This is a genomic window from Dyadobacter luteus, from assembly GCF_003383615.1.
In the GTDB taxonomy this organism is placed as follows: Bacteria; Bacteroidota; Bacteroidia; order Cytophagales; family Spirosomataceae; genus Dyadobacter; species Dyadobacter luteus.
Map to the genome: position 1 here is coordinate 1 of NZ_QNUL01000022.1, position 26,108 is coordinate 26,108.

Genomic DNA, 26,108 nt, shown 5'->3' on the forward strand with positions numbered 1-26,108 from the left:
TCGGATGTTGATGGGCGTTCTAAACACTTGCCCAGTGGTTGCCAAACCACATTCACTATATGCCCTTATGGGCGCACCAAATACTCCTCAGCGCTCACTTCTGTCCGGTAAACCTTCGAGAGCACTCCACCCAGACTGATAAATACCTCCTTGTATTTTCTGAGCGGATCATTCGCCTTGTTCACCGACAGCACCAGCGCCTTTTCCTTTTCTGTCAGTCCCAAAAGCTCCTGAATCTGGTCAAACTTATTCTGGTATTTGGATTGGTCTAAAAGAATCTTGCAGTCTGAATTATTGATAATCGCCTGCTTGACAATCGGGGAAGAAATAATGTCTTCCACCTCCTGGGTGACCACAATCGCCTCACCAAAATACTTCCTAACCGTTTTGAAGATGTACTTAATGTACTCAGCCATACCCTCTTTGGCAATGGCCTTCCACGCCTCCTCTATCAGCAAGACCTTTCTGACCCCTTCGAGCTTACGCATCTTACTGATAAAGAGCTCCATTATGATGATCGTTACAATCGGAAAAAGAATTACATGCTCCTTAATATTGTCCAGCTCAAAGACGATAAAGCGCTGATTCAAAAGATCCAGGTTCCGCCTTGCATTCAGAAGATAGTCAAACTCGCCACCCCGGTAGTAGGGCATCAGAACGTAGAGAAAATTATGAATGTCAAAATCCTTGTCTTTGACCTGATCCGCCTGGATGATGCGCACAAACTCCGTTTTTAAAAACTCATAGAAGCTGTTAAAGCAGGCAAAAATCTGCGGGTTTTCATCCAGGTGCGCAAAATACTGCGTCAACGCGTTCGAAAGCGCTACATACTCACTTCGCTTGAATGTCTCATCATCCTTTTTCCAAAGTGACAAAAGCAGCGTTTTAATACTTTCCTTCTTTTCAGTATCCAGCTGCTCACCCTTTGGAATATAAAAAGGGTTAAATTCAATCGGATGCTTCTCGTCGTAGGTGAAATAATAGCCCCCTACCATATCACAGAGTCCCTTGTAGCTGTGCCCAACGTCCACCAGCACAATATGCGCCCCGGTTTCAAAGTAGCTTCTGACCATATGGTTGGTAAAAAAACTTTTACCAGATCCCGAAGGCCCCAAAATAAACTTGTTTCTGTTCGTGCATATCCCCATTCTGACTGGCTCGTCAGAAATGTCCACGTGCATCGGTCTTCCCGTAAGTCTGTCACCCAGCCTGATACCAACCGGGCTGATCGAATTACGGTAGCTGGATTCCAGGTTCAGAAAACAAGCCGCCTGCTCGGTGAACGTATCAAACGTCTCGTTCATCGGAAAGTCCGCCTGGTTTCCAGGAATCCCTGCCCAATAAATCTGGGCGGCACCCGTGATCTCCTGACGCGCGCTGGTGTCCATTTGCGCGAGCGCTGATGTGGTCATGTTTTTAATTTCCTTCAGCTCGGAAAGATCATCACTCCACACCATCAGATTAAAGTGGGCCTTCACCGGCATGCGTTGCTCTTTGATCGCCTCATTTAAAAACTCGTTGGTAGCATCCAGTGCCAGATGGTTCTCCCTGGCATGCATCGACAGAGACTGCAACCTGAGCCGTTTTCCCTCCAACCGCTTCAGGGTTTTGTCTGCATCTTCAATGAAAATAAACTGATTGTAAATATGATTGCACGACAGCAGCTGGCCCAGACTACTTGCGAATCCGGTGCTAAACTTGGTCCGGTCACTCGAATACTTCTCGTAGTGAATCCCCGCGCTGCAGCTCGCCGGCAGATCCGAAGCGTCCGCCAGCGCATACAGCTGACAGTACTGATCGCCAATCTTAATCCCTTTTTCAAATTGTATGTCCCTCAGCAGTCTTGCGCTGCTGTCGCCTGACAAATACAGATACCGCTCTACCAGCCCCTGCTTGCTGGCAGTACTCAACAGCTCCTTATCTTCCAATACACGCATCTTAACAAACCCTGAATCCTCCATAATTCTTTTGAATTGTCCCACGCTGCCGCGGAATTCCTGCAGGGCCTGCTCATTGAGCGTCTCTTTCGGAAACAAACTTGGTCTTAGTAGATTTGAGAAAATCGAGCTGGACGGCTTTCTGTCAGAAGGCTTCTTGGTGATAAAAACATAGCATTGATGATCCAGAAACGGCCGCTCGTTAAAAAAGCGCTCTGAGCTATGCGTAAGAAAACTCGTATCCTGTTTTGTGAAATCTGCCTTATACTCGCTTTTTAAAAAATAGTCCTGTTTGTGAAAAACGCTTCCGACAGGCAGCATCTTCAGCGCCTTCACCCATGCCTGATGAAAGCCCTCATATTGCTGATCTGAGAGTGTAAAAATCTCAGGTAAATCGATCTGAAAACCCATTGTCACATCACCCTTCTTTGAAAGAATACACCCCTGGGATACTTCCAGAATCGGCATTAAATCTTCTAAATACTTTTCCATTTCTGATCGTGGTTTTGCTTGTAGAAAGCCATTCTAATATTCATTTTGTAAAATGATTACCTAAAAATTCTTCTGGAAAAAGAGCGCACGCGCCTGGGAATCTTTCTTTTGGCCAGCGCCTTCTCTAGGCCGTGCTCGCCGTACTGAGCGTTCAGATGATATACTCCCGCTGCTATCAAAGCACCTAAAGAAACGGTCAGTAGCAGCGTCACGTAGGTGTTCACTTTCAGCATATACAACACTGCGTAGAAGACAAGGTCTATTAAAAGCCCTAATCCCATATAGCCGATGTACTGCGCTTTAAGCCCCTTGAACACGATGCTTTTATTTATTCCTTTATTGATTGGATACTGCTTTGATGCCATGCTATGTGTGGTTTGACTTGTTTCAGAAATAGGTGGGCATACTACGCTGCCTCGTTTTGGTGCCTTGCTTCTCACAGCACCGTAGTTTTCCAGTAGTGCGCTTTTGAAATAGGTTGTCTCTTTAATTTTAACGGGATTGATATCAGCTGTTTGTATGGTCTCTGTTACCGGTACAGCCACAGCGGTAAGTACCTGGGGTTCCTTTGGCTCAATAACTGGCTGGTTATCCTGAACTCTTACCTCTAATACCGGCCTGGCCAGCTCGCACCTTCTTTTTCTTTTCAGATAGTGGCCGATAAAGTTTTTTACCGTCTGGTAAATGCTATGCTGCTCTGCTTTCTGTGAATTAAATTTGAACATGCAGAACACAGGCTCACAAGCGTTTACCACATCCAAAACCTGCTCAGCCAGCTCATCAATTCTCACCCATCTCAAAAACGTCTTGGGAAACTCACTTGCAATCACAGCGCATACATATCCGAACCTGGATGGCCTGAGCTCTTCTGTGATCAGCTCCACGCTTTGATCGATGATCTCCTGTCTGCAACTGCCTGCCACAATCATGGCCATGATCCGGTCACTTGTTTGTTTGACCTTCCTTTTGAGAAGACGCGGCCTTGTGAATAGCTGAGAATCCTTGATCAGGATCTCGGGGTTATCCAAAAAAAGATAAGCATGGCTCTCTGCCATAAATAGCTCTTCCATAATCATTAAAGTTTAAACCACTTCCAAGAAGGGTTGACTAACAAATTGATTACTATTTCGATTTTCAAAAAGGCCGGCGTGCGGCAGCGCTACACGCCGGACACTGCTTACACCCCGAAGAAAGATTGTAAAACTGTCGCTACTACCACCAGAAAGATGCAGCTGCCAAACCAGGCTGCCGCCACTTTGTTCGTATCCTGATCACCCGCATTCCATTTCTGAAACACCTTTACTGCCCCCACCAGGCCTAAAACTGCTCCGATCGCATACATCAGATTAGTCCCCGGTTCAAAGTAAGATCTTACCTGCGAGTCGGCTTCAGAAATCCCCGCCGCCCCATCCTGGGCTTTGGAAATAATCGCCCCAAGCATAATAACCCCTGTCAGCAGCCAACGTCTGCTTTTAAACATTCCCCTCACTCTCATCTCCTCTATCTGTTTAAGTTGAACATGCACTTCATTGATCCGGTAGGAATCTTCCCGCAAAGCGCGGGAAGTTTACCTACGGACCTGCCCCATCAATCGACCTGATTCCACATCCTCACCCTGTCCTCACTGCTCAGGTGGATGGAGCCGTATTTTTCCAGTTCCGCTTCAATCAGATTGTTGACTGAAAGCTGGAACGGTGTGCCATATATGGCATCATATTCTTTGAATGTCATTTGAAAAAGAAGAATGAATTCCTCCTTGTTGTATCCGCTGTGGTGCGCCTGCTTTATCGCATCTTTCAGATGAAATGACAGCTCTTCCACCTTACTCATCATAACCTCGTCCCCGAATGGCTCCTGCACTTCGTCTTCGTCTTGTTCGATAATCTCCGCCAGATCATCCTCAGCGGTATCGGCCGTAACATGCTCCTTGGTCTGTTCTGGTTTCAGTTCAGGATCTGCGGCTCTGACCGGGGGATTTTTCCAACTTGCGATTTTAGCCTTCAGATCGTGCCGGTAGAAAATAAAACCGACTGCAAGGTAGTAGGCTGATAATAGTGGGGTGACAACTGATGCATACACCACCCACGGGTTAGCTGTTAACATGGAACATCTGATTTAATGAACAGTTTGGATCTTCGAGCCCGTTTGCTTTCCGTTTGAAAGACGCCCGGTTCGTTTTTGATGTCACAAAGTAAATGCGCAGTCAGGGTAGCAATAAAGTCCAACTTTTTCTGGACCCTTTTATCACGTTGAGAGGATTGTTATGTAAGATGCTGGATTTCAAGGGCGAGATTTTGTCAGATTTGATGCCTTTTTTGCAGGAAGAGCTTGAAAGGTAGCAAAAGGGTACAACTTTGAACAAACCTAGATATGTCAGGAAACGTATACTGTGTTTTTGATTTGAGATATTATAATAGCACCCTTCGATAATTCCCAGATTTGCCACCTAAAAAAGCCAGAAATGAAGTTTGAACCTTGTTTCAAAAATTCACCCCTTTTCAAAATCATAAGAGATTTTAACGTCCAACCGAAACATCAGAACATTGAAAACTTAACTCACAGCTCTGGACAACCATTAATCTGGGCAGATATGTCTCGCAATAAAATTATTAAATAAGTGCATTATAGTCCGCCAATCACAAATTGAAATAAAACCAGTATAAACATTACATTAAAAAGAAATTGGAAGGGAAATAATAAGTAAATAATAGTTACTAGTTAATAATCTGATATGTATATTACAAATCATTACTGCCGTGCGGTATGGTAGTAGGCGTTATCCTGTTCGTCTACGCATGCTTAACATGCAGGTTGGTGGGGTACTAAAAGAGAAGCCAGTGGAGTTAATCACAGGGAAATGCGAACAGTAGACAGAATTGAACCTCACTTAACCTGGGTATTAAATGGAGGATCAGATCCACTCGTTTTCAGAATACACAATTAATTTCAATTCATGGACCTACAGATCAGCGTTTTAATCTGCTTTGTATCCTCGTTTCTGCTAATTTCATGCAGAAACGAGGATGTACAAACCCAATATGATAGCGACGGAGTAGCAACACAAATTCCTCATGTTTGGCGAAGCTCAATATCCGATGGCGCATTCGGGCAAAAACTATACAATGGTTACACAATCGCAGACAAAGGCATACTCTGTGAGTTAAAAAGAGAATCTGATGCCGATAATTCAAGCTGGAAATCTTCTCTGGCATTAAAGGACGTCGAGACTGGTGAAAATTTATGGGTGTGGGACGATTTCTACGACAACAAAATTGTCTGGACCTTAAACGATGATTTTGCAGTTATTAATAATAATTTGTGGGTGCATGATTTGATGTCAGACTATTACATTGATGCCAATAACGGTAAAACAATCTGGAGACATAAACGAACATTCCCCTCCTATTCCGAGGCAGCCAATATTGAAGAAAAACTTTTTTTCATAGCAAATGGCCAGGCAGCCAGAAGCGAAGGAAAAATTGCAGATAGTTTTTTCAAATATGACCAGTCAGGTCAGTCATTTACAGAAATCAGTCACCCTCCTTACAGTGAAGAATTTGCATTCCATAACGGGCTCGGTCTGGCAGTTGGCAGCTTGCAAGATATATATGCTTTCAGGTATGAAAACATAGACTACTTGTTAGTGCCTTACCTGGAAAGAGGACCCATGACGGGCTCTGAACAAAATCAGCCAACCAACAGGACGTTTTTAGGACTTTTCAACCTCACCCTTAACAAATGGGTTTATGACAGAAAACCAGTAAGCTTTGAAGGCGAGTTTGGGATGCTCAGCTTAAAACCAATCGTGAATGGGCAGGATGTTTACTTAACCTCCGGAAACTTTGCACTGTGCTTTGATTTGTTCAGCGGAGAAAAAAAATGGCACAGAAGACTGACCTCAGAACGGACCGTACCAGTTGATATGTTATATGCTGATGGCAAACTATTGGTTAACATGGCTAATGCTACTTTATACTGCCTGAGCGCAAATGATGGCAGCAATGTCTGGTCTCAAAAATCGAACAGTCTGTCCAGTGACCTGTATCATCAAAATGGGGTCATTTATTGGATCCCTCTTGGTAATTTACGGGCTGTAGATCTACAGACGGGGAAACTTATCTGGAACTTGAATACAATTGAGCGAAGTACCAGCAATGGCCGCAGGTCTGAATGGCATGGCTTTGTGACAGGCATCGAAGGTAAAAACGGAACGAAAGGCAAGATTTTTGCTACGACCGATCACTACCTATACTGCTTTGATGCGGCAAGATGATTCATGCTGCCAACCATTAGTTTCTGGCTACTATTATCATGATTACAGAAGGATAATGGTAGCCAGAAAAAAACCGCCTCATTCCGCGTACAAGCTTTAAAAGTGGCAATAATTGTGACAGTAATTACCTGGCTCAACACGATTTACCTTCACAAGAAAGCAAGATTCTTACGCAGACTGTAACTGCCCTTCTTTCACCTGACTCACAAACTCATCCGAAGGTTTAAAATGGGGAATAATATGGGCCGGAACAATCACAGCCGTGTTTTTAGAAATATTCCTGGCTGTCTTCTCCGCTCTTTGTTTGGTGATAAAGCTTCCGAAGCCCCGGAAATAAACATTCTCTCCCTTTGCCAGTGAATCCTTAATCGTAACAAAAAATGACTCCAACACGCTTTCAGCATCCTCCTTGCTAACCCCTGTTCTGCTGGTAATCTTTGCTACTATGTCTGCTTTTGTCATGTTTTTTACTTCTTGAAATGAATCAGCAAATGTAGGGGTAATGAGCTAATTATCAACAGGAAAGTAAAGAGTATTCTAACAAGATGCTGCCGTCACCTCTTGGCCTACTGCCAATGAGGCACAGGCTATCACTCATAGTCCTCACTGCATTGCGGGCTAATCCGTTCTATCCCTGACGGGAACATTACTAACAAAAATGTAATCTATAAGCTATCTCAATTTTGCAATAATCTTTTGCTCAAAAACTCCTATAACATCCTCCATCCCAGCTTTGTCAATATGAAATCCACCCACTTTATTCTTAAAGTCGTAAGCTCCTATTAACTCAATTTTACTGTTATACGAACTATTTAAAATTGAATTATACGAAAAATAACTTATTATAAATTTATAATCATATTCTTTGAATTTCATATCAACAGTCAATATATATTTCGGCTCATCATCATTTCTACTAATAGTATCTATCTTTACACAATTATACTTTAATTCATGCTGCAAAATGGATTTTATATTACTATCTAATAACGAAATATTCTCGTATCTTTTATATTCCTTTAAAGCGGGAATATTTCCAACCAATTTACTAATAAACCATATATACGAGCCAATTACAATGGCAAGACCTAATAAAATAATATATACCTGCCCTTTCATTAAATAAGTAACCTTTTCCTATAAATAACCTCCATTAATCAGTATCAAATTGCTACGATAATATACACTTTGTAGTCTCACAAAGCAAATTTTCACTGTCACATATCCATTCAAGGCTATGCGAATACTTATGAGTAGACTGCGACTAATACCTCACAAACAATTGATTATTAAAATATTAATACAAAAAGTAAACGTAGCGAACTTGCCTTTAAAACGTCAAACTTCTTAAGGCAGTTAGCCCTTCAATTGCTCAGCAAGGAGTTGTTTACTATATTATATCTCACCGGCTGACTTTAGCAAAAGATAACTACTAATAAAAAAAACGACGGAAACCAAACACACTAGGATCGAAATTCCATTTTTCACCAGATACTTGTTTTTAATCTTGTGATCCCTTATACGACTTTCAGGTATTGACAATATTGGAAATATCGTCACCAGGACAAGTAAGACTAGAAATACCAGTTTAGTTCTAACCCATGGCATATCTTCCTGGCCACCTTTTGAATAGTAATTGTATAATATCTTCAGTAGCGTTTTCATTTTTGGGTTTGAATATTACCAAAATTAAATGCTAAACTCAAAATTTGCTAATCTACTGGTCATCAAAGTGACAACTGGTGGCTGGGATCCATTAACGGATCCAGGACAGATAGTAACCCGAGTGTTTGAACGAGGGTGAACTCTTTCCAGAGGACCGGAGCACCCTCAACCTTTACCGTTGGCCTGAAATGCTGGTTTTCGCGAGCTGTGGCCCCAGTAAAGACTACAAAGAGAATGATATTACAAAGGAAACATTGGCAGAATGGCTTAACCTAAGAACCATCAAGATTGAGTAAACAGATAACGACAACGTTGGCAGACAACACGGTGGGAAGACAAGGTTAGCGCAAAACATTCACCTTTCCAACTGGAAATTCATATTCAATAAAGTTGCAACCACCATTACCCATTCGTAAATAATCTTTGGTAAATTTAAAGCGATAATAGGACAAGCCAGTATTCCAGGCACCTATAGTTAGTGCCGTTTATATGTTAGGTGCTGGGAGTGATAAGTTATAAAAATGCAGAACTTGTACTTAAATTTAAAGTAGCAGTTAAAGATAGGAAACTATGAAATATAGATATATAAGCACTAAAGGTTCCGTTTTGCAAATTAGGTTAACTATGTCAATTGTAATTTTTGGCTCCATATTTTTGGTATCCTCCTATTTTATAGAAGATGACAGTTCTTTTGTAAATATATTTTTGGCCGTACTCTGTATACTTGTAACGTACATTTCGTCCCGGTTTTCCAACATCAAGTATAATTCTGAAGAAATTGTAGTGCAAAACTTTTTCGGGAGCACTCGATTTGAAAAAAGTGATTTCGTCAAAATTAGGGCATTTAGGAGCTATTTAAACTTCTATGTTATAGTTTTTAAAAACAATCGATCCTACTTATTTGGTCAAGCTTCTTCAAAAATGTTTTTAACGGACTATGCTAACGAAGATGCAGCTGAAATGGAAAGAGAGTTGTTTTCAAATGACAAGTAATATAGTGAACTGCTATTTGCATGAACTGGCCTTATTCCGGTGATTGAGCTCTAGTTTTGATTTACTCTCCAACCAGACATTTCTAGTAGCTGGTCAACTATGACGTGAATTCAGGGAGGATATAGAGATGATCATTCCATTTAATGAAATATGGTTCTCGATTCACCGAGCATATTAGCACCGTTTTCGATTCTGTCAGTATCCAAATTACTTGTTGGCTCCCTTCCTTCAGCAACACATTAGACTTTTTAACATATATGCGTATTCACCGTTGAGCATTAACCCGGGAGCGGAGCGGATGTCGACTAAGAAGGATACGCTTGGTGCGTCTACACCATTCATTTCCTCCGAGTACAAGGCAGTGTCGAACGATAGAAAGCTTTTCCCTAGGTTTAAGATATGTTTGTTAACTACCTGGATTTTATCAGAATTGTAGTGCCTGAAAACATAGCTGTAGATCGTCTTGATCAGTGAGGCTATAATACCGTACCATAATTCACTGTTAATCAGTTTCTTTATGAAATCTAATAGCCCTAGAATTGAGGTATTCGTAATTTTTCTCATTTATCATTGAGTTTTAATCTTCTGGATATTCCGGAGCATGTTGCCCCCCAAAAAGCCGGAATGTTTTGGAATGTTTAAGTAGCCTGATTCGCTGGAATCGGCTGCCATTCCGGCATACGTTGACCCCCTTGAAAGTTGAGAACGGAACGTACCGGAGCATGTTGACCATTCTAAAACGGATTTCGACATGGTGTACCGGAGCATACCGCCCCCTCTTAGCGTTGCTGGTCACAAAAAGCGTGAGTACATAGGCTGGCGGAGAACTGAAGGCACCGACAACAAGTTGAGTCTGTACATTGAGAGTTCTCAAACCCAAAGGCATATCTCAGATACTCTGGGAATAATTAAGTTGACTCAGGATCCAATTTTCTTTCTAAATGACAGATAGATATCATACTATTTTGTCACTCGTGATAATTTCTAATAATTCTTTGTCGTCATAGTTGCCATTTATACCACCTTTGCTTCTCAAATATTCTAAAATTGTTTTGTCGTCAAGATTATGAGCTTCTCTTATACCCCTACTAATAGTTTCGATGTAGTTTTTACTTGGTTTTGTCAACTGTTGCAAATCATTTTCGTTTGTCAAGGTGAAAATAGGATAACCATTTTGTGGTCCTAAGTATACTATATTACCATACGAAGACGGTCGCTTAAATATGTATGAGCCGTCTTCAATTGCTCTGTCAAAGTCTATGGTTAATCCTTGTTTTGTATTTGTTTCTTGTCTGGCAATGTCAGTTAACTGTCCTTTTGTGACTAAATATATCCTTCCAATTGTCGATACACCTGGCTCAAACGAAGTTCTAATAAATGCAACACCACCGTTTTCCCAATTTTCCGATTCCTTTGCAAAATAAAGTTCAGAACTAATATGAAAGTCTTCATTGGCATCAGGCAATGTTTTGTCGCCACAACCATCATAAGTTCGCTTGGCTCCATTAGGTTGTCCACCTCTGACATAACATAGAAAACGTTCTTCCAAAATGTTTGAACCATAACATGCATACCAAACTTTGTCGTGTAGATTTTTCATAATGGCTGTATTAGAATAGATGTAACGTTTTCGGGCTTTGCACTTGGGCAGTATATTGAGCACAGACGTTCATTTATTACCACGGCAAGCACAAAGCCTCAAGTGAAACGTCAACCATCCTGAACCAAAACCCGTGTTATATGCCATTTTATTCATACATATCAAGTGCAAATCTTACATTGTCGTTATTCAAGTCTTTTAATTTCTGTAAAGCGCTGTTGGAAACGGCTGAATTAATTGTTTTCAATGCATGAACACATTTTCTTAACGTCGCTTCGAGTTCATCATCATACCATCGAAATCGCTCCTTATTCAACGCGATATTCAATATTGGATCCACAAATCGATCGTCAATTAAATTCTTTAAGTAAATAGTGTTTACTAAATCCTCATGGTGATTATGCCATGTACCAACAAGAGCTTTTTCAATATATTCATAGCAATTTCTGTCAAACTTTCCAAAACGTGTCAAGTCCAGACATTTTATAAGTTTCTGCTCATCCTCGCTTTCGACGGCACTCTTTAATTCTTTTTCCATCATTGTGTGTTGTTTCGGTATTCGGAAAATGGTATTGAATGTTGTGGTGCTGGCCACGAAGGTAGCGCTGTCGAAATTCCATCTGTCAAACCACATTAAGCCATGGCCACTTATATATGTTAAGTTTTGAATAGTAATTGTATAATATCTTTCGTATTGTTTTCGTGTTTGTTACAGAATTTTAACAAAAATAGATGGTCACCTCAAAGTTTGCTAACATCCTGGTCACTAAAGTGATTACTGGTGGTTACGATCCAACAACGGATCCTGAGCATGTAGTGACACAAGTATGGGATGATAATGAGATCATCGCAGAACACCTGACCAACCCTGAGAATGTATTGGGAAATTAAGTTTGGGGCATTTCTCGAATCCTTTGTAACATCAACTGAGTATTTGCTAAATATAGCCAAGCTACCGAAGATGATATTGTATATTAATAATCTTTAACAAGTCTTCTGAAGTAATTTGTCCATGCAACGGTCCTTTCGACTACCCAACGCTATGCGACAGGTACGAATCCCTGCGTTGACTCAGGCTGGGAAGCCCTTTCAAATCCAATGCCAAATTCCTTCATTTTCTTGGCAAAGACACCATTATACGCCTGGTCTCCGTAATTTTTTTTAGCCGTTCGTCTAAGCATAAAATGTCAGCGGTCAAAGTTAGCGTCGTGTGTGCATGAGCGGCCCAAATTCGACCGCCACTAGCAACCAATAACTGACGTTTTCGGCCGTTTACTTTTTTATTTGCATCAACCCCCTACTTTCATAAATCGTAGGTAAAAGCTTAACACCGCTTCGGCCTTTAGATTTATACTATGTAACAATTCTTAGAATACAATTGAAAAGTTTTATTTTAGAATACTGTTAAAATGATAGTAACCAGCCCCAGTGGAGAGTGCCTTACCGCCTTCGGCTGAGCTAACGACTCATGGATCGATTCAAGGCTCCACTGGGTTACTGTAACACAAGACTCAAATAGAAATTCAGGTTTAAGACCTATTAGCAAGGTATTGAGTGTGAAACAGTTTGCCGGTTTAAATAGACTAAAAATGCATCTAAAATTATGGAAAAGTTTCTGTATTTCGTTGGTATTGATATCTCAAAAGCCACGCTAGATTTTGCAGTAGTAATAGCTAATAAGGTCTTATTTCATTTTCATTCCAGTAACGATAAGGATGGAATAGAAACATTTGTTAAACATCTAAAAGCGGCATGTCCAGAATCCAATTTGCACAATAGTTTGTATTGCATGGAGCATACAGGTATTTATAACAATCACCTGCTCAACTACTTGAATTCTAAAAAAGCAAATGTCTGGGTAGAACATCCGGTCAACATCAAAGAAAGTTTAGGCATGATTCGGGGTAAAAATGATAAAGTAGATGCCAAGCGGATCGCTTTTTATGCATACAAAAATCGTGATGAAGTTCGCTTGTGGCTTCCCAAGCGGGAAGTTATCCAAAAATTAGATCGTTTGACTGCCACACGTAACCGGCTAATTAAAGTTCGGAAAATATTACAATCCCCCTTGACCGACAGCCAGGACTTTATTACTAAAAAGGATCACGATGACGCTCGAAGAGCTTGCAAAAAAACAATGGATTCCCTTAAAAAGGATGTTCAAAACATTGAGAAGCTAATAAAAGAAGTCATCCAGAGCGATATCTACCTTAAGGAACTGTTTGAATTTATCGAATCAGTAAAAGGAATTGGCCCAACAATTGCTGCTGAAATTTTAATTTCAACCAATGAATTTAAAGATATAACAGATCCAAAAAAGTTTGCTTGCCATTCCGGAGTTGTTCCTTTTGAGAATCAGTCTGGAAAGTATAAAGGCCGATCCAGGACTAGCAACAAAGCCAATAAGCAATTGAAAGCGCTATTACATAACGGAGCTATGTCCGCTATTCAACACTCCCCAGAACTTAGGGAGTACTATTTACGTAAAACGGCAGAAGGAAAAAACCAAATGCTTGTTATCAATAATGTCTGTAACAAACTTATTCATCGAGTTTTTGCCTGTGTCAGAGAAAAACGAAAATATGAAGATTCTTTTTCCCTTTTAGTTGCATAGATCATAGAAATCGGTCCGATTTGACTGTCAATACATAATACAGAAGGCCATTCTTCCCTTCTCTGCGCTTTTCGATCCGATTTATTAAGTGCTAAATTTATCTGATGTAGTAGACCGTTTCTCTTCCACTTGTCAAAGTAATAGTGAACAACCTGCCAGTTAGGTCAATTGGACGGCAAATTACGCCACTGACAGCCAGTAAGAACTATGAAAAGCAAAGCGTTAACGACTTCTCGAAGGTCTAATTTTCTTTTTCGTTTTAAATTGAAAAAACACGAAATTGCCACCCATTGGGGATCGCGGGGCGGCCCGTGCCGTCAGTTTTAAAAACTGTTTGTTCGAATCTTTGGAGTCTGGCCACAACAAAGTTGATACGATCCCCGATATTCTCAATTCCCCAACACATTCTAGATCTTTATTTGAGATCCGAGGGATCATCAAATGGTTGTTAGAAGATATAACATTATATGGAAATGATGAATATGAAAATCCTATTTCTATTTATTTTATTGGCAGGTTGCCAACAAAAGGAGGAGGTCAAGTACTTAGTTTTTAATACTGACATTGACAGTGTTCAAGATAGTATAAAGAAATTTGAGCGTATTTTGGAGAAATTACCTGCTCCTAATGATCCTGAAAAAAATTTGGGATACTATATTATGATTGAAAATACAGACACTTTGTTGTATGTAAATCAAGAGAAAATTGGTCAATTTAATGATATTTCGTTACCACAAAAACTTCTTCAATTTGGTTTTCCAAAAGAAGATAGTAGGACATTTGTTAGAGTAGCAAGAATGCTTTTTTCAAATAAAATTTACTTTGCAAATAGACAGTGTGGTTTTTGGGAATTTGTATATCAAGGGAGTAATGATCGAGGAAGATATAGAGGAATAGTTAATGATGAAAACAGATCATATAATTACATTTCCTGTCATAGGGAGGTAGCTGACTCTGTTGGTAGCCTAAAACTTGTAAAATAACTTATTTTGCTGAACCTTGATTAACTCGCTTCTAGCCAGTTCTGTGGCTTGATCTCTGTCACTTTCCCAGAATGTTCCGGATAAAGCGCGTTCAGTTGGGTATTACTCAGCTAGATCCAACATTATTATTCCTTCACTTTACAGATGAGTAATATCTATTTTGTTCACCCCTCAGTTTATTTGTCAGTTCTCGCGCACAGTATTGCTCGTCTGATTTTAACCAGAGTTTAAGATTTTCTGCCGGATTTATTCTAAACTTGTATGTTTTTCCATTTCGAAGATATAACTTGTACTCATTCCTGAATAAGATTGTCATTAAAATCTTATCAAACTCCTCTATGATAACACTCTCACTATTATATACATTACAGAATTGAATAAAATTATTCTCATACCAAATGTTCCACAATTTAAAATTTCCCTTTTGAAATATAATACTGAAAGCTAAAGCAAAACCTAAAATTACTACTAAGTAATAATTGAAATTTAAACATATCCTTATAAGAATGGGCACAAGGAGGCTTAGGGTAAAAATCCAGCCTATAATTTGAAGTAATCGTGCATCACCACGACTAATTTTAATCAAGTTATTCATCGTTACGTATTTTCCCTTGCCTATTTCTCTCTGTTGAAAATTTCATAACAGCTACCACTGGCAATGCGCTAGCAGGAGTAGGAGCTGCAACATCAGCTACACCGACATCAATTTTCGCCAATGATGATATTTTGCCTTTCATACCTCTGTTGAGAAGTTAACGACTGGACGGTCGTTGCATACACATGATATCCCTTTTTCATATTCTCTAATCAGCAAAGCGCTTTGGTGCATTAATTTACCGAATGGTCCTCAAATTGGCGACGATTTAATTTGCATCCGTTTTTTTTGGATTTTTCTAAACTCGGAAATGTCATAGAATACTTGAATCCTAGACCGACCGGTCGGGTGTCTTACAAAGTTGACTATCAATACAATCAGAACAACTATCCGATCAAAACTGAGCAAATCACAAAGAATGATACAGTCCTGCTTAGTTGGGTATATATATGTCGTTGACTTCAAATTCATTTGTGAGCCTTTGGCAAAAGTTCTAGAGGTAAAAGAAGACCTTCAATACGTCTTCATTCTCTAGTTATGCAGATTATTACTGCGTCTGTAAAGCGGTTTCTCTGATTTTGGGCACATGAGTGTTATTGGCAATACAATAAAACTATTAAATGATAAGCAGCACCCATCTTCTCCATAAAAAGGCTCGTAGATCCACATCTAATTCAGTTGAACTCTTCACCTCTGCACTTAAATGGGAATACTAAAATAGTATCAGCCTTATGAATGTAAAACTTTAATTCACCCTTACGTTTAACTACCGTATCTCCTACAGCTATATCCTTAATAAACGGCTGGGACCATGTGTAGTTTTGCCTAAGAAACTTCCCCTTCTTATTGGTAATTGGGTTGGTGCCTTCAAGCCTTAGCCTATAAGCACTCCCTGAAGTACGTTCTATAATTAAATTTAAATCATCTGGTCTATTAACTTCAGCTGCGTCTTCGCATGAAGCCTCGCGAAAGCAAGAGTACAGTAAAATAGAACCTAGTAGAAAAATTATTAGACTGTTTTTTTTTCTCATCTTTTTCTAGAGTTTATCTGCTTGGAAGTCGCTATCGAATATGTGCGCCTATGCCCGCACTCTAACGAAAACCTATAATAGCCCAAACCCACCAACGTCACCTTCCAGCGTTTCTTCAATAACTCGCTTATGCGACTGGCCAAGAAATCATTGATGCCACGCCTCTTGAACTGCGTCAAAAAGTATTTTGATAATTTTTTTTTCGCTAAGACTAAATTTTCTGCGAAATAAAAATCTGTGTAAAGTTAAAAACTCCGATTTCAACTTTACACAGATTTTGAGATAGTGTCGTTTTTAACTCACAAGGGCGATTTATAATTTACTTACTTCCCAGATAAAATCAGCCATATCAAGCTGGTCTTCAATACTTTCATCAATGTCTGTCTTCACCTGTTTTATCTATTGCATAATTCTCATCTATATTGATAATTAGATAATCAACACCCTCATTGACATCTTTAAATTTAGTTGCACTTGGTTTATAAAGTAATGCGCCAAGGGTATCTGAATATTCCACAAACTCCCACTTCCCAGTCGAATCGTTTTCAATCGAGTACATTTTTCGATTAGTTCGTAGGTTACCTCCATCCCTCACTATTATTTTATCAGAAAATCCTTCGCCATTGGAAAAATATAATGTCAAAAATTGTCTGCTAATCGTTTTAATATGACTTCCTGTTGGCTTTTCGTCACTTTCATACCTATCTGGTATCAAGTATACCTCCCCATTGGATTTCTTCCAAACAGTAACGCATTTGTCATCGGAGAGACAATAAATGTATTTGACTCCATCAGACATTAAAACACTTGCCATCAAAAAGACAAAATATACTAAAATCGCAACTACTAGTATTTTACCTATTTCCTTTACCATTTTGGCCGAGCTAACGCCGGATTTAGTGCCTTGTTCCATTTTCTACTGAATTGCTCCATCTTCATTCCTGGAAACGTCAATATGTATCGGAGCCATGCCTGTTGGATCAGTCATGATAATGGGACTGCTCATTGTGTAATTGTAAAGCGACCAACTTTGAAATTTCTCGGCTAAAGAATCTACAGTTACCCATCCTCCAATCTCAGCCATATACATCCTTGCCCCGTAATCCAGCCAACCGGTTTCAGGGTACTTTTCTTTCCGGTTCTAAAAGTATTTATTAACTGCATCATTCCCATTTCTAATTACAATTTCTCTCTTAGACAAACCCCCTACCTAAAATTCCGCCCCGAAGGAAAGATCTCAGTTTGCACGCCTGGCTTTCTGACCTGTGTCCTTTTATTAACTGCCTGCGAAGCATATTCATCTTTCTCATCTGCCCGTGAAAGTGTCTGAACCGCCGGATCGGCTTGGTTTTGGTGCATTTCTTTCAGAAGATGCGACATATCATAGCAGTGCCGCACAATCACATGCGTGACCTGCCCTTCTCTTTGCAGCTTGCCTTCTACCATCAGAAGTCTGGCCCTGAGAATCTCTTTTCGGTACTTCTCAAAAAGGCTTTCAAAGAGCACCAGATTACAAAACCCGGTCTCATCTTCGATGGTGATAAAACAAACCCCTCCTGCCGTTCCTGGCCGCTGGCGAACCAGCACAAGCCCAGCTACGCGTAAGATCATGCCATCTTTGTAAAGGTCCAATGCGCTGGTGGGAACAGCCCTTTGCTGTGCAAGCCCTTCTCTGACAAAACTGACGGGGTGCGCCTTCAAGGAAAGTGAAGTGGAAGCATAATCCTGCACGACGTGCTCTGAAGCGCTCATTTTTGGAAGAGTTACATCCGGCTCAAAATCACTTTGGGACCTGTGTCCTTTGAAAAGCCCATCTGGCCGGTCAGTAAGCGCTGCTGCTTCCCACAGCGCCCGTCTTCTGTCAAGGCCCATTGAGCGGAACGCGTCTGCATCAGCCAGCTTTTCAATCGCCTGCTGGGACACGCCTGTATCCCGGATCTGGTGAATGCTGTTGTAGCCGCTGTTTCTACAGGAGAGCAGAATCAGCATATCAGTTTGGGCCAGCCCTTTCACCTGCCGGAAACCAAGACGGATGCTTTTGTATTTGTCCCCTTCATCCAGCAGTGTATTATCCCAGTCAGACAGGTTTACATCAATAGGCAATACCTTCACCCCATGTTTTCTGGCATCAATCACAATCTGAGCAGGCTGGTAAAAGCCCATCGGCATACTGTTTAGAAGCGCCGCTGCAAATACATCGGGGTAAAAACATTTCATGTAACATGACACATACACCAGCAGCGCAAAACTGGCTGCGTGGCTTTCGGGAAAACCGTAGCTTCCAAAACCTTCCAGCTGCTTGAAGATCCGCTGGGCGAATTCAAGACTGTAACCGTTGGCGAGCATACCATCGATCAGTTTCTTTTCGTACTGCGCCACCAGTCCCTTGGCTTTAAAGGTAGCCATGCTCCGCCGGAGCCCGTCGGCTTCAGCGGGCGTGAAGCCCGCCGCCACAATCGCTATTTTCATCGCCTGCTCCTGAAAAAGCGGAACACCCAGAGTGCGTTTCAGGATCTCTTCGAGCTCTTTGGAAGGGTACTCAATCTTTTCTTCACCGTTACGTCTTCTCAGATAAGGATGCACCATATCTCCCTGTATCGGCCCGGGCCTAACGATGGCCACCTCAATAACCAGATCATAAAAGGTCTTCGGCCTGAGCCTTGGCAGCATCGACATCTGCGCGCGGCTTTCGATCTGAAAAACGCCGAGTGTATCCGCATCACTGATCATATCATAGACCTCTTTGAGATCCTGCTCAACACTGGCCAGCGTGTAATTTTTGTTGTAATGCTTTTTAGCCAGATCAAATGCTTTTCTGATGCAGGTCAGCATGCCCAGCGCCAGTACATCGATTTTCAAAAAACCCAGCGCGTCAATATCGTCCTTGTTCCATTCGATGTTGGTGCGGTCTGCCATGCGGGCATTGATCACCGGGCACAAATCGGTGATCTTGCCTTCGGTGATCACAAAGCCTCCGGTATGCTGGCCAAGCTGCCGTGGAAAACCCATAAACTGCGAGGTAAGCTCCAGGACTTTTCTCAGGTGCGCATCATCCGGGTTAAAGCCGTGTTCACTGATTCTTTTTCCATCAAACCACTCATCTGTAAACTCCCAGATCGAATTAGCAAGCCTTCCGATCGCATCCTGGGACATGCCCATTGCCTTGGCTACATCACGGATCGCGCCCCGCTGGTGCAGCTGGGTGACTGTGGCCACAATCGCCGAACGGTCACGGCCATACTTGTTGTAGATATACTGTATAACTTCCTCGCGCCGCTCGTGCTCAAAGTCTACATCAATGTCAGGCGGCTCGTTTCTGGCAGACGAGATAAAGCGCTCAAAGAGAAGATCAAATTTGGTTGGGTTTACAGACGTAATCCCAAGACAAAAACAGACCGCTGAATTAGCTGCAGAGCCCCTGCCCTGACACAGAATACCCTGCTCTCTGGCAAAGCGCACAATGTCATAAACTGTCAGAAAGTAGGAGGCATAATTCTTCTCTTCTATGAATTTAAGCTCATACTCCAGGGTCTGTTTTACTTTCTCTGGGATCGTGCCCTCAAAGCAGTCCGGCGCCATCTTCCAAGTCAGATACGTCAGCTGTTGCATGGGTGTTCTGCCCTCGGTAGTAATCTCTTTGGGATATTCGTATTTTAAACTGTCTAGCGAAAACAGGCAGGCAGCTGCCAGCACCTGTGTATTGCTGATGGCATCCTCATAAGCCCTGAAAAGCCGCAGCATTTCCGTCTGAGGCTTCAGATGCCGCTCCGCGTTCTGGTGCAGTCTGTAGCCTGCATCATAGATGGTACACTTCTCTCTGATGCAGGTGACAATATCCTGAAGCTGTCTTCGGTCCGGATGATGGTAGTGCACGTCGTTGGTAGCTACCAGCGGCACACCCAGATTATCTGAAAGTTCTCTGAGCCGGAAAAGGATTTTGGCATCATCTCCACGGTAGGCCCTTCTTACTGCCAGGTAAAGCGAGTCTGCCAGTTTTTGTTTGTATTCTTTCAGGTGGGCAGCAAATGAGCTGTCGAGCTCAAAGAATTCATTAAGTGATTCCGGTGGCAATGCTACAAACTGCATCCCTTCTTTATAAGCATACACATCCGCTTTGTAAAGCAGACACTTGCCTTTTTCAGTGCGCGAGTTGCCTAGCGAGAGCAGAGCCGATAACCTGCTATAAGCAGAGATATCGGTGGGATAAGCCAGAAGGCTGGGCCCATCTGCCGTGTTCAGACGGCAGCCAACGATGATACGAATGTTTCTGGCTTTCGCTGCACTGTGCGCCCTGACTATACCAGCCAGCGTGTTATGGTCTGTGATGCCAATCTCTGTATATCCCAGATCAGCCGCCTGCGTGATCATCTCCTCAGGATGCGAAGCGCCCCTGAGAAACGTAAAATTGGTCGTGACCTGTAGTTCTGTGTATTTCATAGCTGCTCAGGGAAAAAAGCCATGTAGGTACCATTCGGGAAAATCCTTTCCGTAGTGCCCCAGACGGAAAATCCAGTAGCGGGCTCCCTGATGGTCTTCGATGATGTAATAGTCCCGGTGAAGGCCAGCTTGTATCCACCACTCCTGCTCTATTCGCTCAGGGCCATCTGCCTTGATTACATTATGGATCATGCCCAGGTAACGAAACAGCATCGGCGGGTAATCCGGCACGGGCGCTGTTACATGTATTTTCTCAGGCGTCGTTAGAAGACTGATCGGTCTGGGCCGCTCTGTCGGCCATTTAAAAACAGGCATCTGCTGCAAAGACCCCGCCACTTTTACCGAGCGCTCCGGCCAGTAGTGCTCATCGGGCAGGTAACGGCTGACACTCCCCTGCCCTGTTTTGGCAGTGATCGTATCGAGCAGCTCTGCGATCTCAGCGCTGTCTCCACTGGCAGACTGAGCGAACAGCATTTGGGTATGCTGCTCTGTATCTTCCAGCATCAGCGCCTCTAATTCAAAAAGCTCAAAGCCCAGATCGGGCCGTAGTTTGGGCACCTGCAAAACAAAGAGTTTTAAAAGATGCTGGGTGCTGCAGCTTGCAGCGTGCGTACCGATCTGGATCTGCTGGCTGCTGCCATCCATTCTGTGGGCAGTGAGCAGTGCTTTTCTTAGTCCTTTTGATTCTTTTGAGAGTCTTTGACATATGGCTTCTAAAAGCTTTTGCACCGCTATTTCAATACCTGCCCCGCTTCGGATAGCTTCCAGACAAGGCAGGGTTTCTCTGTAGGGCTCATCTGGCTCGATCGCCGTAATCGGCTCCGGGGCCTGTCCCAGCACCTGGTCTAACCTCAGCAAAAGCTGCGGACCGAACCGCCGTCTGAGCATGCTGCGGGGCATACCGATCAGTCCTGCCAACTGGTAAAAACCGAGCTTTTCCAGTTTCTCTATTACCGGCGGCTCTACTCTAAGTGCTGCCGGAGGCATCACAGAAATCGCCTGCGCCTGCCCCGCTGGCTCAATGATGGCTTTCTGTCTGCCGTAGCGGCTATTGGCCCAGGCCGCTGCCGGCGTATCAGCTATAGCGCAGCGCACGTGGTAACCTTTTTGATTTAAACGCTGATTGATATCTTGCAGGTAAAGTTTTTCTGATCCCCACAGATGCGCGCAGCCTGTGATGTCCAGTAGCAGGCCATCAGCTCCGTCTACAGCTACGATGGGCGTAAATCTGAGCGCCCACTGGCCAATGCTGCCTAGCAGCTTTTCGGCCAGTCCGGGTTTATCTTCCAGTACGGTCAGCTCAGGAAACACCGCCCTTGCATCAGCAAGCACCATACCTGGCAGGATCCTTTTCTGTTCTGCATCAACGCTGCTGGCGGTAATGAGCATACGCCCCTTTCTGGGAGCGGCTAGCACAAAGGCTGTCTCTTTGAGCTCAGGCATGCGCACTGCACGCTGATCGCAAAGAAGGTTTTTAAACCAGATGGCTGCATATCGGCTTTGCATATCAGCCCGCTTTTAAAAGTGCTTCTTTCCCTGGCTGAGCCGCATTGTCTTGGGTGAAATGACCAGGCATCCACTGTATATCCCAGCTTCCCGGCTCCCCGTTTCGTACTTTCAAAAGCTCTACATGCCAGCGGAAAAACCCCACACCCGGCATGCCATCACAGAGCGTGCTGGCCACAGGTGTGATCCTCCAGCGGGCAGCGGCGGCGGTACTGCTGACCACCGAAGGATTAATCCGGTGCATCAGTCCTGTAACACGGCTTTGCTCTACTGCCAGCTGAAGACGTCTGGATTCTGTCAGGCCAATGTCCTTAAGCTCTGTGATCACAGCTGAAAGCGCCTGGCATTTCAGACACTGCTCTGTGATCCACAAAAGGTCTTTCTGGTTTTTTACATCGATGAATATAACCCGGTCAGGATCCACGCCAAAGCATTTAAGCCCCGGGGCAAACACGGTCCTTGCCGTGCTGATCCACACGCTCATGCCGCCCGGCCTTGTAATCTTGCCCAGCACTGCGGCCATAAACCCGCTGGCAGCTGCCGCCTGCTCGCTGCTGTGACTGACCAGCTCATGCACGCAGCCTACCGGGAAGACCCCATTGGGAAAGGACTTTTCAATCTGCCCAAGGCCCATCTCCACTTTTCTGTGACGGGTACTGCTGTGGTAGCCCTGGCGCTCTAATATGTCGCGGCGGAGCTTTGTTACAAGCTCACTTTTGTTTGCCAGCTGTTTCATATTCTTCCATTTTTAAATTACATTTGATACAAATTGTATCAATTTATTGATTGTAATTATAACAAACATATTATGGATAGTCAAAATATATTTTTCCATAGCAACATTAAATTCCTGCGGGAGCGGCTAAAAATGAGCCAGGAAACACTCGCTGAAAAAGTAAATTTGACGCGCACTAAACTGAATGCACTCGAAAACGGGCATACCAAAGCGCCGCAGCCGGTGGACTATCTGAACTACTCGAATTTCTTTAAGATCAGTGTGGACAGCTTGCTCAGAGTGGACCTTTCCAAACTCTCTGAGCTGAAACTTCGGGAACTGCAAGCCGGAAACGATGTGTATCTGACAGGTGGACAGGTAAGGGTGTTGGCTATTACCGTCAACACCGAGAATAAGGAGAATATCGAGTATGTACCTGTGAAGGCCAAAGCAGGTTACCGTGCCGGGTATTCGGATCCGGAGTATCTAGCCACACTTCCCAAGTTCTCGCTTCCCAATCTTCCCAAAGGGCAGACTTTCCGTATGTTTCCTATCACAGGTGATTCAATGCTACCACTTCCCGACGGCGCGGATGTGATCTGCCGGTTTGTGCAGGACTGGACAAGTCTGAAACCCGGCACACTATGCATCGCGATCCTTCGGGGCGAACAGGACTTTGTCTTTAAAAAAGTGACAGTGGATGCAGGCGCAGGAATGCTGATTCTTGAATCTTTGAACCCTGCCTATCAGCCCTATCAGGTAGACCTTGACCAGGTGCTTGAAATCTGGAAGTACCATAGCTATCAGTCCACCGCTGTGCCCGAGCCTGCGGCTGATGTTCAGCATATATCGGCAACGCTGAATGAAGTGCTGAAAAGGTTGACGCTGATTGAGGGAAAGGTTCAGGGGTGATGGGGCCAACTGTGTTTGAGAATTAAGGTTCTGCTGAATACAAATAAATTTCCAAACATTCCTCTACATCGAATGCTAAGGTATATCATTAAAAAACCTACAGCTGTACCTGGCAGCAAATCGAAAAAACAGAGTAATTCACATCATACAATCTTTACGACCTTACATCAATTTTGAGGATGCAAGGTGGGACCATTTCATATTCGGCTCAGACTTATAGCAATCAAAAACGAGTGCAGGTATGAATTATAGAAATTTAGCCGCATTAAAAGCATGTGGGTTGACCGGCAAAGATTACACATTGTATTCCTGGAGGCATTCTGGTGTTGTGAATTCCTATCTGTCCGGAGTTGGCATAAAAGCGTTGCAAGATATGTTGTGACATTATAGTCTCCTAGAAACTGCCATATATCTCAAATCTCTTGGTCTGAGGATCGATCCGAGCATTGAAAACTATAACTGGTAAGCCCATCTTTCAAAGGTGGGAAACATTTACAGCTTGTAGTTAGGTATAGTACAGTTAAGATAACTAACATTTATCTAAAAACACTAGGACTTCATACCGATCCGCAGATTGAGAGTTATAAATGATGATTTTTGATACTCGCCTAATGAAGAGTTTTTAATATAAATTTAAATTTACCTATAGGAAATTAATTCTTTCAGAAGTATTTTTCGTAAATTTTTAACTCCTCAAAATTTATGAAAAAACTTCTTCTCTTCATTGCTTCTTTATGCCCCTTTGTGTCATCCGCTCAAGCGTTCGAAGACCTTTCTTGGGATTATCGAAAAAAAATTGAATTCAATAAAGACACGATGCCTCTTACACCAAAAGCATTTAATAGGTTTCTAATAAACCATTATAACTATACCCTTCTAGGCTCTTCTACTCCTTCGACAGGAATAAAAGTTGAAACAGATAAACCTAGCATTTCGTTAAAAGGAAATATTTGGTCATCGAAGGATAGAGAATGGATTGTAAATATGGAATTACGAGCTGGCCTTGATAATGGAGTAATGCAAGTAGTATCGGGCGACAAGGTAAATACGCTCTTTAAAGCTAATTTCGGCATCAATAAGCTATGGGGGAATAATAGTGCTTGGTATACTTCTCAAAACAAATATGTATTACGAGCACTGCATAACGACGCAGTGATTAAATATTCTTCACTGAAGGAATATATAGATACAGCAAAAGTATTGAGTGCCCTTATAGATAAAACCTTATTCAATACACCTACTGTTTCAAAACTTGATACCTTATTATTTTTCAAGCAACAACAAGAAATAAAATTTATTAATGATAGGACATCTTTTTTAAAAAAAGAGATAACAGAATTAGAAAGTTCAGCCAAACCTAAAGAGTGTGACAAAGAAAAAATAAATAAAAAAAAATCAGAGATTAAACAAATTATATTAAGATTAAATGACATAGAATATACAATAAACAATAAACGGAGAATTGTCTTGGATGCGCTCAGAGAATTTGACATTCCTGGCGATGCATTATCAGATAGTATGCTTGTACATTATGTTAAGATTTGGACGACATCAGATACTATGTTGCTTGAAAAAAAATCTTTTATAAATAAGAATAACAAGTATAACATTATAGCAGACGGAGCGGTAGATAGTTTGTTCAAATACGAAATAGAGGCCGTTGCTCATATGTGGAATAGCAAAACAATAAAATGGTTTAATTTGTCACCTTTTGTTTCTAATGTGAACTTTGTACATTATCAACCTGATTCGGTTAGGTTGACTGACAAAAGTAGTTTTTTATGGGGCGTTAAGTTTTCTGGGAACATGCTAATAAAATGGAAAGAGCCAAATAGGTTTTTTTATTGGTCTGCGGGCTTGGTCGGACAAAGAGTAAACTCATTGGAAGAAATGACTGATTACTCTTATAAAAAATCTGTTCAGAAAAAAATCACCGAAACAGAAACTATTTCAGACGAAAAGACCGGAACTGCTTATGAAGGATTGTTAAGCACCGGATGGGGAGTCTCTATTCCTATCGAAATATTCTATGTTCCTTGGAAACAGGCGTATATCCCTGGTTTTTATTTGAATATAGAAGGACGGTGGGGAGAGAAATGGATTAATGATAAAAAGTTAAGTTTAGCGGCAGGTATCATTTGGAATGTCACTAATGGAGATAAAGATGCAAAAAATGTCTTAACTATAATCCCGTATGCCAAATTCTCAAATGTTGTCAAAGAATATACAGATGTTGCTAAACAAAACAAAAAGGCACTTCATGATTTATTTTCTGCTGGAGTTCAGGTGGGAATTCCTATCAATCTAGGAAAGTAATTATATCACTAATGAAATTTGAAACAAGTTTTAGCTGGC

The 26,108-nt window shown here is 42.1% G+C and carries 22 protein-coding genes and 1 pseudogene; 6 read left to right on the top strand and 17 right to left on the bottom strand.

What is annotated here, in order from left to right:
* Nucleotides 1-65: 65 nt before the first annotated feature.
* The 4 genes from DSL64_RS21335 to DSL64_RS21350 all read right to left on the bottom strand — a co-directional run bounded on the left by DSL64_RS21335 (nucleotide 66) and on the right by DSL64_RS21350 (nucleotide 4,532).
* The gene (locus tag DSL64_RS21335; protein WP_115832971.1) at nucleotides 66-2,429 is read right to left on the bottom strand and encodes a TraG family conjugative transposon ATPase; all 2,364 of its coding nucleotides are present in this window, start codon (nucleotides 2,427-2,429) and stop codon (nucleotides 66-68) included.
* 56 nt (nucleotides 2,430-2,485) lie between these two features.
* A complete protein-coding gene (locus DSL64_RS29330) occupies nucleotides 2,486-3,499 on the bottom strand; it encodes a DUF4133 domain-containing protein (protein WP_229217178.1) in 1,014 nt (337 codons plus the stop codon).
* A 107-nt stretch (nucleotides 3,500-3,606) separates the two neighbouring features.
* Nucleotides 3,607-3,909, bottom strand: coding sequence for a DUF4134 domain-containing protein (locus DSL64_RS21345; protein ID WP_115833052.1), 303 nt, complete (start codon nucleotides 3,907-3,909; stop codon nucleotides 3,607-3,609).
* Nucleotides 3,910-4,016: 107 nt separating this feature from the next.
* On the bottom strand, nucleotides 4,017-4,532 hold the full coding sequence (locus DSL64_RS21350; protein WP_115832972.1) for a hypothetical protein: 516 nt from the start codon (nucleotides 4,530-4,532) through the stop codon (nucleotides 4,017-4,019).
* A gap of 850 nt (nucleotides 4,533-5,382) precedes the next feature.
* Between DSL64_RS21350 and DSL64_RS21355 the strand changes: the two genes are divergently transcribed.
* Entirely contained in the window at nucleotides 5,383-6,702 is a 1,320-nt protein-coding gene (locus DSL64_RS21355) for an outer membrane protein assembly factor BamB family protein (RefSeq protein ID WP_115832973.1), read from the top strand.
* A gap of 168 nt (nucleotides 6,703-6,870) precedes the next feature.
* Here DSL64_RS21355 and DSL64_RS21360 read toward each other — a convergent pair whose 3' ends face one another.
* The 4 genes from DSL64_RS21360 to DSL64_RS21390 form a co-directional block, all read right to left on the bottom strand.
* Nucleotides 6,871-7,206, bottom strand: coding sequence for an HU family DNA-binding protein (locus DSL64_RS21360; RefSeq protein ID WP_262512420.1), 336 nt, complete (start codon nucleotides 7,204-7,206; stop codon nucleotides 6,871-6,873).
* A gap of 168 nt (nucleotides 7,207-7,374) precedes the next feature.
* Entirely contained in the window at nucleotides 7,375-7,821 is a 447-nt protein-coding gene (locus tag DSL64_RS21365; RefSeq protein ID WP_115832975.1) for a hypothetical protein, read from the bottom strand.
* 2,494 nt (nucleotides 7,822-10,315) lie between these two features.
* Entirely contained in the window at nucleotides 10,316-10,960 is a 645-nt protein-coding gene (locus tag DSL64_RS21385; RefSeq protein ID WP_115832979.1) for a hypothetical protein, read from the bottom strand.
* A 148-nt stretch (nucleotides 10,961-11,108) separates the two neighbouring features.
* Complete coding sequence (locus tag DSL64_RS21390; RefSeq protein ID WP_147300395.1) at nucleotides 11,109-11,501, bottom strand: hypothetical protein; 393 nt, start codon at nucleotides 11,499-11,501, stop codon at nucleotides 11,109-11,111.
* Nucleotides 11,502-11,692: 191 nt separating this feature from the next.
* On the opposite strand from DSL64_RS21390, the gene DSL64_RS28990 reads away from it, so the two are divergent.
* The gene (locus tag DSL64_RS28990; protein ID WP_158547957.1) at nucleotides 11,693-11,851 is read left to right on the top strand and encodes a hypothetical protein; all 159 of its coding nucleotides are present in this window, start codon (nucleotides 11,693-11,695) and stop codon (nucleotides 11,849-11,851) included.
* Between the two features lie 149 nt (nucleotides 11,852-12,000).
* Here DSL64_RS28990 and DSL64_RS28995 read toward each other — a convergent pair whose 3' ends face one another.
* On the bottom strand, nucleotides 12,001-12,141 hold the full coding sequence (locus DSL64_RS28995) for a hypothetical protein (RefSeq protein ID WP_158547958.1): 141 nt from the start codon (nucleotides 12,139-12,141) through the stop codon (nucleotides 12,001-12,003).
* A gap of 422 nt (nucleotides 12,142-12,563) precedes the next feature.
* Between DSL64_RS28995 and DSL64_RS21395 the strand changes: the two genes are divergently transcribed.
* Nucleotides 12,564-13,574 (top strand): IS110 family RNA-guided transposase, encoded by a 1,011-nt coding sequence (locus tag DSL64_RS21395; protein ID WP_115832981.1) that lies wholly within the window; start codon nucleotides 12,564-12,566, stop codon nucleotides 13,572-13,574.
* Nucleotides 13,575-13,738: 164 nt separating this feature from the next.
* On the opposite strand, the gene DSL64_RS29580 is transcribed toward DSL64_RS21395, so the two are convergent.
* Complete coding sequence (locus DSL64_RS29580; protein WP_115832982.1) at nucleotides 13,739-13,861, bottom strand: transposase; 123 nt, start codon at nucleotides 13,859-13,861, stop codon at nucleotides 13,739-13,741.
* Nucleotides 13,862-14,056: 195 nt separating this feature from the next.
* Here DSL64_RS29580 and DSL64_RS21405 point away from each other — a divergent pair, with 195 nt between their 5' ends.
* Nucleotides 14,057-14,557 carry a hypothetical protein gene (locus DSL64_RS21405; RefSeq protein ID WP_147300396.1) on the top strand — a complete coding sequence of 167 codons (501 nt, stop codon included), beginning with the start codon at nucleotides 14,057-14,059 and terminating at the stop codon, nucleotides 14,555-14,557.
* Nucleotides 14,558-15,144: 587 nt separating this feature from the next.
* Here the strand turns inward: DSL64_RS21405 and DSL64_RS29000 are convergent.
* From DSL64_RS29000 to DSL64_RS21440, 7 genes and pseudogenes are all read right to left on the bottom strand, one after another.
* Entirely contained in the window at nucleotides 15,145-15,294 is a 150-nt protein-coding gene (locus tag DSL64_RS29000; RefSeq protein ID WP_158547959.1) for a hypothetical protein, read from the bottom strand.
* 532 nt (nucleotides 15,295-15,826) lie between these two features.
* On the bottom strand, nucleotides 15,827-16,183 hold the full coding sequence (locus tag DSL64_RS21415) for a hypothetical protein (RefSeq protein ID WP_115832985.1): 357 nt from the start codon (nucleotides 16,181-16,183) through the stop codon (nucleotides 15,827-15,829).
* 373 nt (nucleotides 16,184-16,556) lie between these two features.
* Nucleotides 16,557-17,096 carry a hypothetical protein gene (locus DSL64_RS21420; RefSeq protein WP_115832986.1) on the bottom strand — a complete coding sequence of 180 codons (540 nt, stop codon included), beginning with the start codon at nucleotides 17,094-17,096 and terminating at the stop codon, nucleotides 16,557-16,559.
* A 3-nt stretch (nucleotides 17,097-17,099) separates the two neighbouring features.
* Nucleotides 17,100-17,306, bottom strand: a pseudogene (locus DSL64_RS29425) (RHS repeat-associated core domain-containing protein); the annotation flags it as partial.
* Nucleotides 17,307-17,389: 83 nt separating this feature from the next.
* Complete coding sequence (locus tag DSL64_RS21430; protein WP_115832988.1) at nucleotides 17,390-20,620, bottom strand: error-prone DNA polymerase; 3,231 nt, start codon at nucleotides 20,618-20,620, stop codon at nucleotides 17,390-17,392.
* Between the two features lie 6 nt (nucleotides 20,621-20,626).
* A complete protein-coding gene (locus DSL64_RS21435; protein WP_115832989.1) occupies nucleotides 20,627-22,126 on the bottom strand; it encodes a Y-family DNA polymerase in 1,500 nt (499 codons plus the stop codon).
* 1 nt (nucleotide 22,127) lies between these two features.
* Complete coding sequence (locus DSL64_RS21440; protein ID WP_115832990.1) at nucleotides 22,128-22,862, bottom strand: ImuA family protein; 735 nt, start codon at nucleotides 22,860-22,862, stop codon at nucleotides 22,128-22,130.
* A gap of 72 nt (nucleotides 22,863-22,934) precedes the next feature.
* On the opposite strand from DSL64_RS21440, the gene DSL64_RS21445 reads away from it, so the two are divergent.
* A complete protein-coding gene (locus DSL64_RS21445; protein WP_115832991.1) occupies nucleotides 22,935-23,753 on the top strand; it encodes an XRE family transcriptional regulator in 819 nt (272 codons plus the stop codon).
* Nucleotides 23,754-24,455: 702 nt separating this feature from the next.
* Nucleotides 24,456-26,069, top strand: coding sequence for a hypothetical protein (locus DSL64_RS21450; protein WP_115832992.1), 1,614 nt, complete (start codon nucleotides 24,456-24,458; stop codon nucleotides 26,067-26,069).
* The last annotated feature ends 39 nt before the right edge of the window (nucleotides 26,070-26,108 follow it).

Bases quoted from the DNA above. Each gene is read 5' to 3' on its own strand.
- DSL64_RS21335 (WP_115832971.1), bottom strand. From the start codon at position 2,429: ATGGAAAAGTATTTAGAAGATTTAATGCCGATTCTGGAAGTATCCCAG.
- DSL64_RS29330 (WP_229217178.1), bottom strand. From the start codon at position 3,499: ATGGAAGAGCTATTTATGGCAGAGAGCCATGCTTATCTTTTTTTGGAT.
- DSL64_RS21345 (WP_115833052.1), bottom strand. From the start codon at position 3,909: ATGTTTAAAAGCAGACGTTGGCTGCTGACAGGGGTTATTATGCTTGGG.
- DSL64_RS21350 (WP_115832972.1), bottom strand. From the start codon at position 4,532: ATGTTAACAGCTAACCCGTGGGTGGTGTATGCATCAGTTGTCACCCCA.
- DSL64_RS21355 (WP_115832973.1), top strand. From the start codon at position 5,383: ATGGACCTACAGATCAGCGTTTTAATCTGCTTTGTATCCTCGTTTCTG.
- DSL64_RS21365 (WP_115832975.1), bottom strand. From the start codon at position 7,821: ATGAAAGGGCAGGTATATATTATTTTATTAGGTCTTGCCATTGTAATT.
- DSL64_RS21385 (WP_115832979.1), bottom strand. From the start codon at position 10,960: ATGAAAAATCTACACGACAAAGTTTGGTATGCATGTTATGGTTCAAAC.
- DSL64_RS21390 (WP_147300395.1), bottom strand. From the start codon at position 11,501: ATGATGGAAAAAGAATTAAAGAGTGCCGTCGAAAGCGAGGATGAGCAG.
- DSL64_RS28990 (WP_158547957.1), top strand. From the start codon at position 11,693: ATGGTCACCTCAAAGTTTGCTAACATCCTGGTCACTAAAGTGATTACT.
- DSL64_RS28995 (WP_158547958.1), bottom strand. From the start codon at position 12,141: ATGCTTAGACGAACGGCTAAAAAAAATTACGGAGACCAGGCGTATAAT.
- DSL64_RS21395 (WP_115832981.1), top strand. From the start codon at position 12,564: ATGGAAAAGTTTCTGTATTTCGTTGGTATTGATATCTCAAAAGCCACG.
- DSL64_RS21405 (WP_147300396.1), top strand. From the start codon at position 14,057: ATGAAAATCCTATTTCTATTTATTTTATTGGCAGGTTGCCAACAAAAG.
- DSL64_RS29000 (WP_158547959.1), bottom strand. From the start codon at position 15,294: ATGAAAGGCAAAATATCATCATTGGCGAAAATTGATGTCGGTGTAGCT.
- DSL64_RS21415 (WP_115832985.1), bottom strand. From the start codon at position 16,183: ATGAGAAAAAAAAACAGTCTAATAATTTTTCTACTAGGTTCTATTTTA.
- DSL64_RS21420 (WP_115832986.1), bottom strand. From the start codon at position 17,096: ATGGAACAAGGCACTAAATCCGGCGTTAGCTCGGCCAAAATGGTAAAG.
- DSL64_RS21430 (WP_115832988.1), bottom strand. From the start codon at position 20,620: ATGAAATACACAGAACTACAGGTCACGACCAATTTTACGTTTCTCAGG.
- DSL64_RS21435 (WP_115832989.1), bottom strand. From the start codon at position 22,126: ATGCAAAGCCGATATGCAGCCATCTGGTTTAAAAACCTTCTTTGCGAT.
- DSL64_RS21440 (WP_115832990.1), bottom strand. From the start codon at position 22,862: ATGAAACAGCTGGCAAACAAAAGTGAGCTTGTAACAAAGCTCCGCCGC.
- DSL64_RS21445 (WP_115832991.1), top strand. From the start codon at position 22,935: ATGGATAGTCAAAATATATTTTTCCATAGCAACATTAAATTCCTGCGG.
- DSL64_RS21450 (WP_115832992.1), top strand. From the start codon at position 24,456: ATGAAAAAACTTCTTCTCTTCATTGCTTCTTTATGCCCCTTTGTGTCA.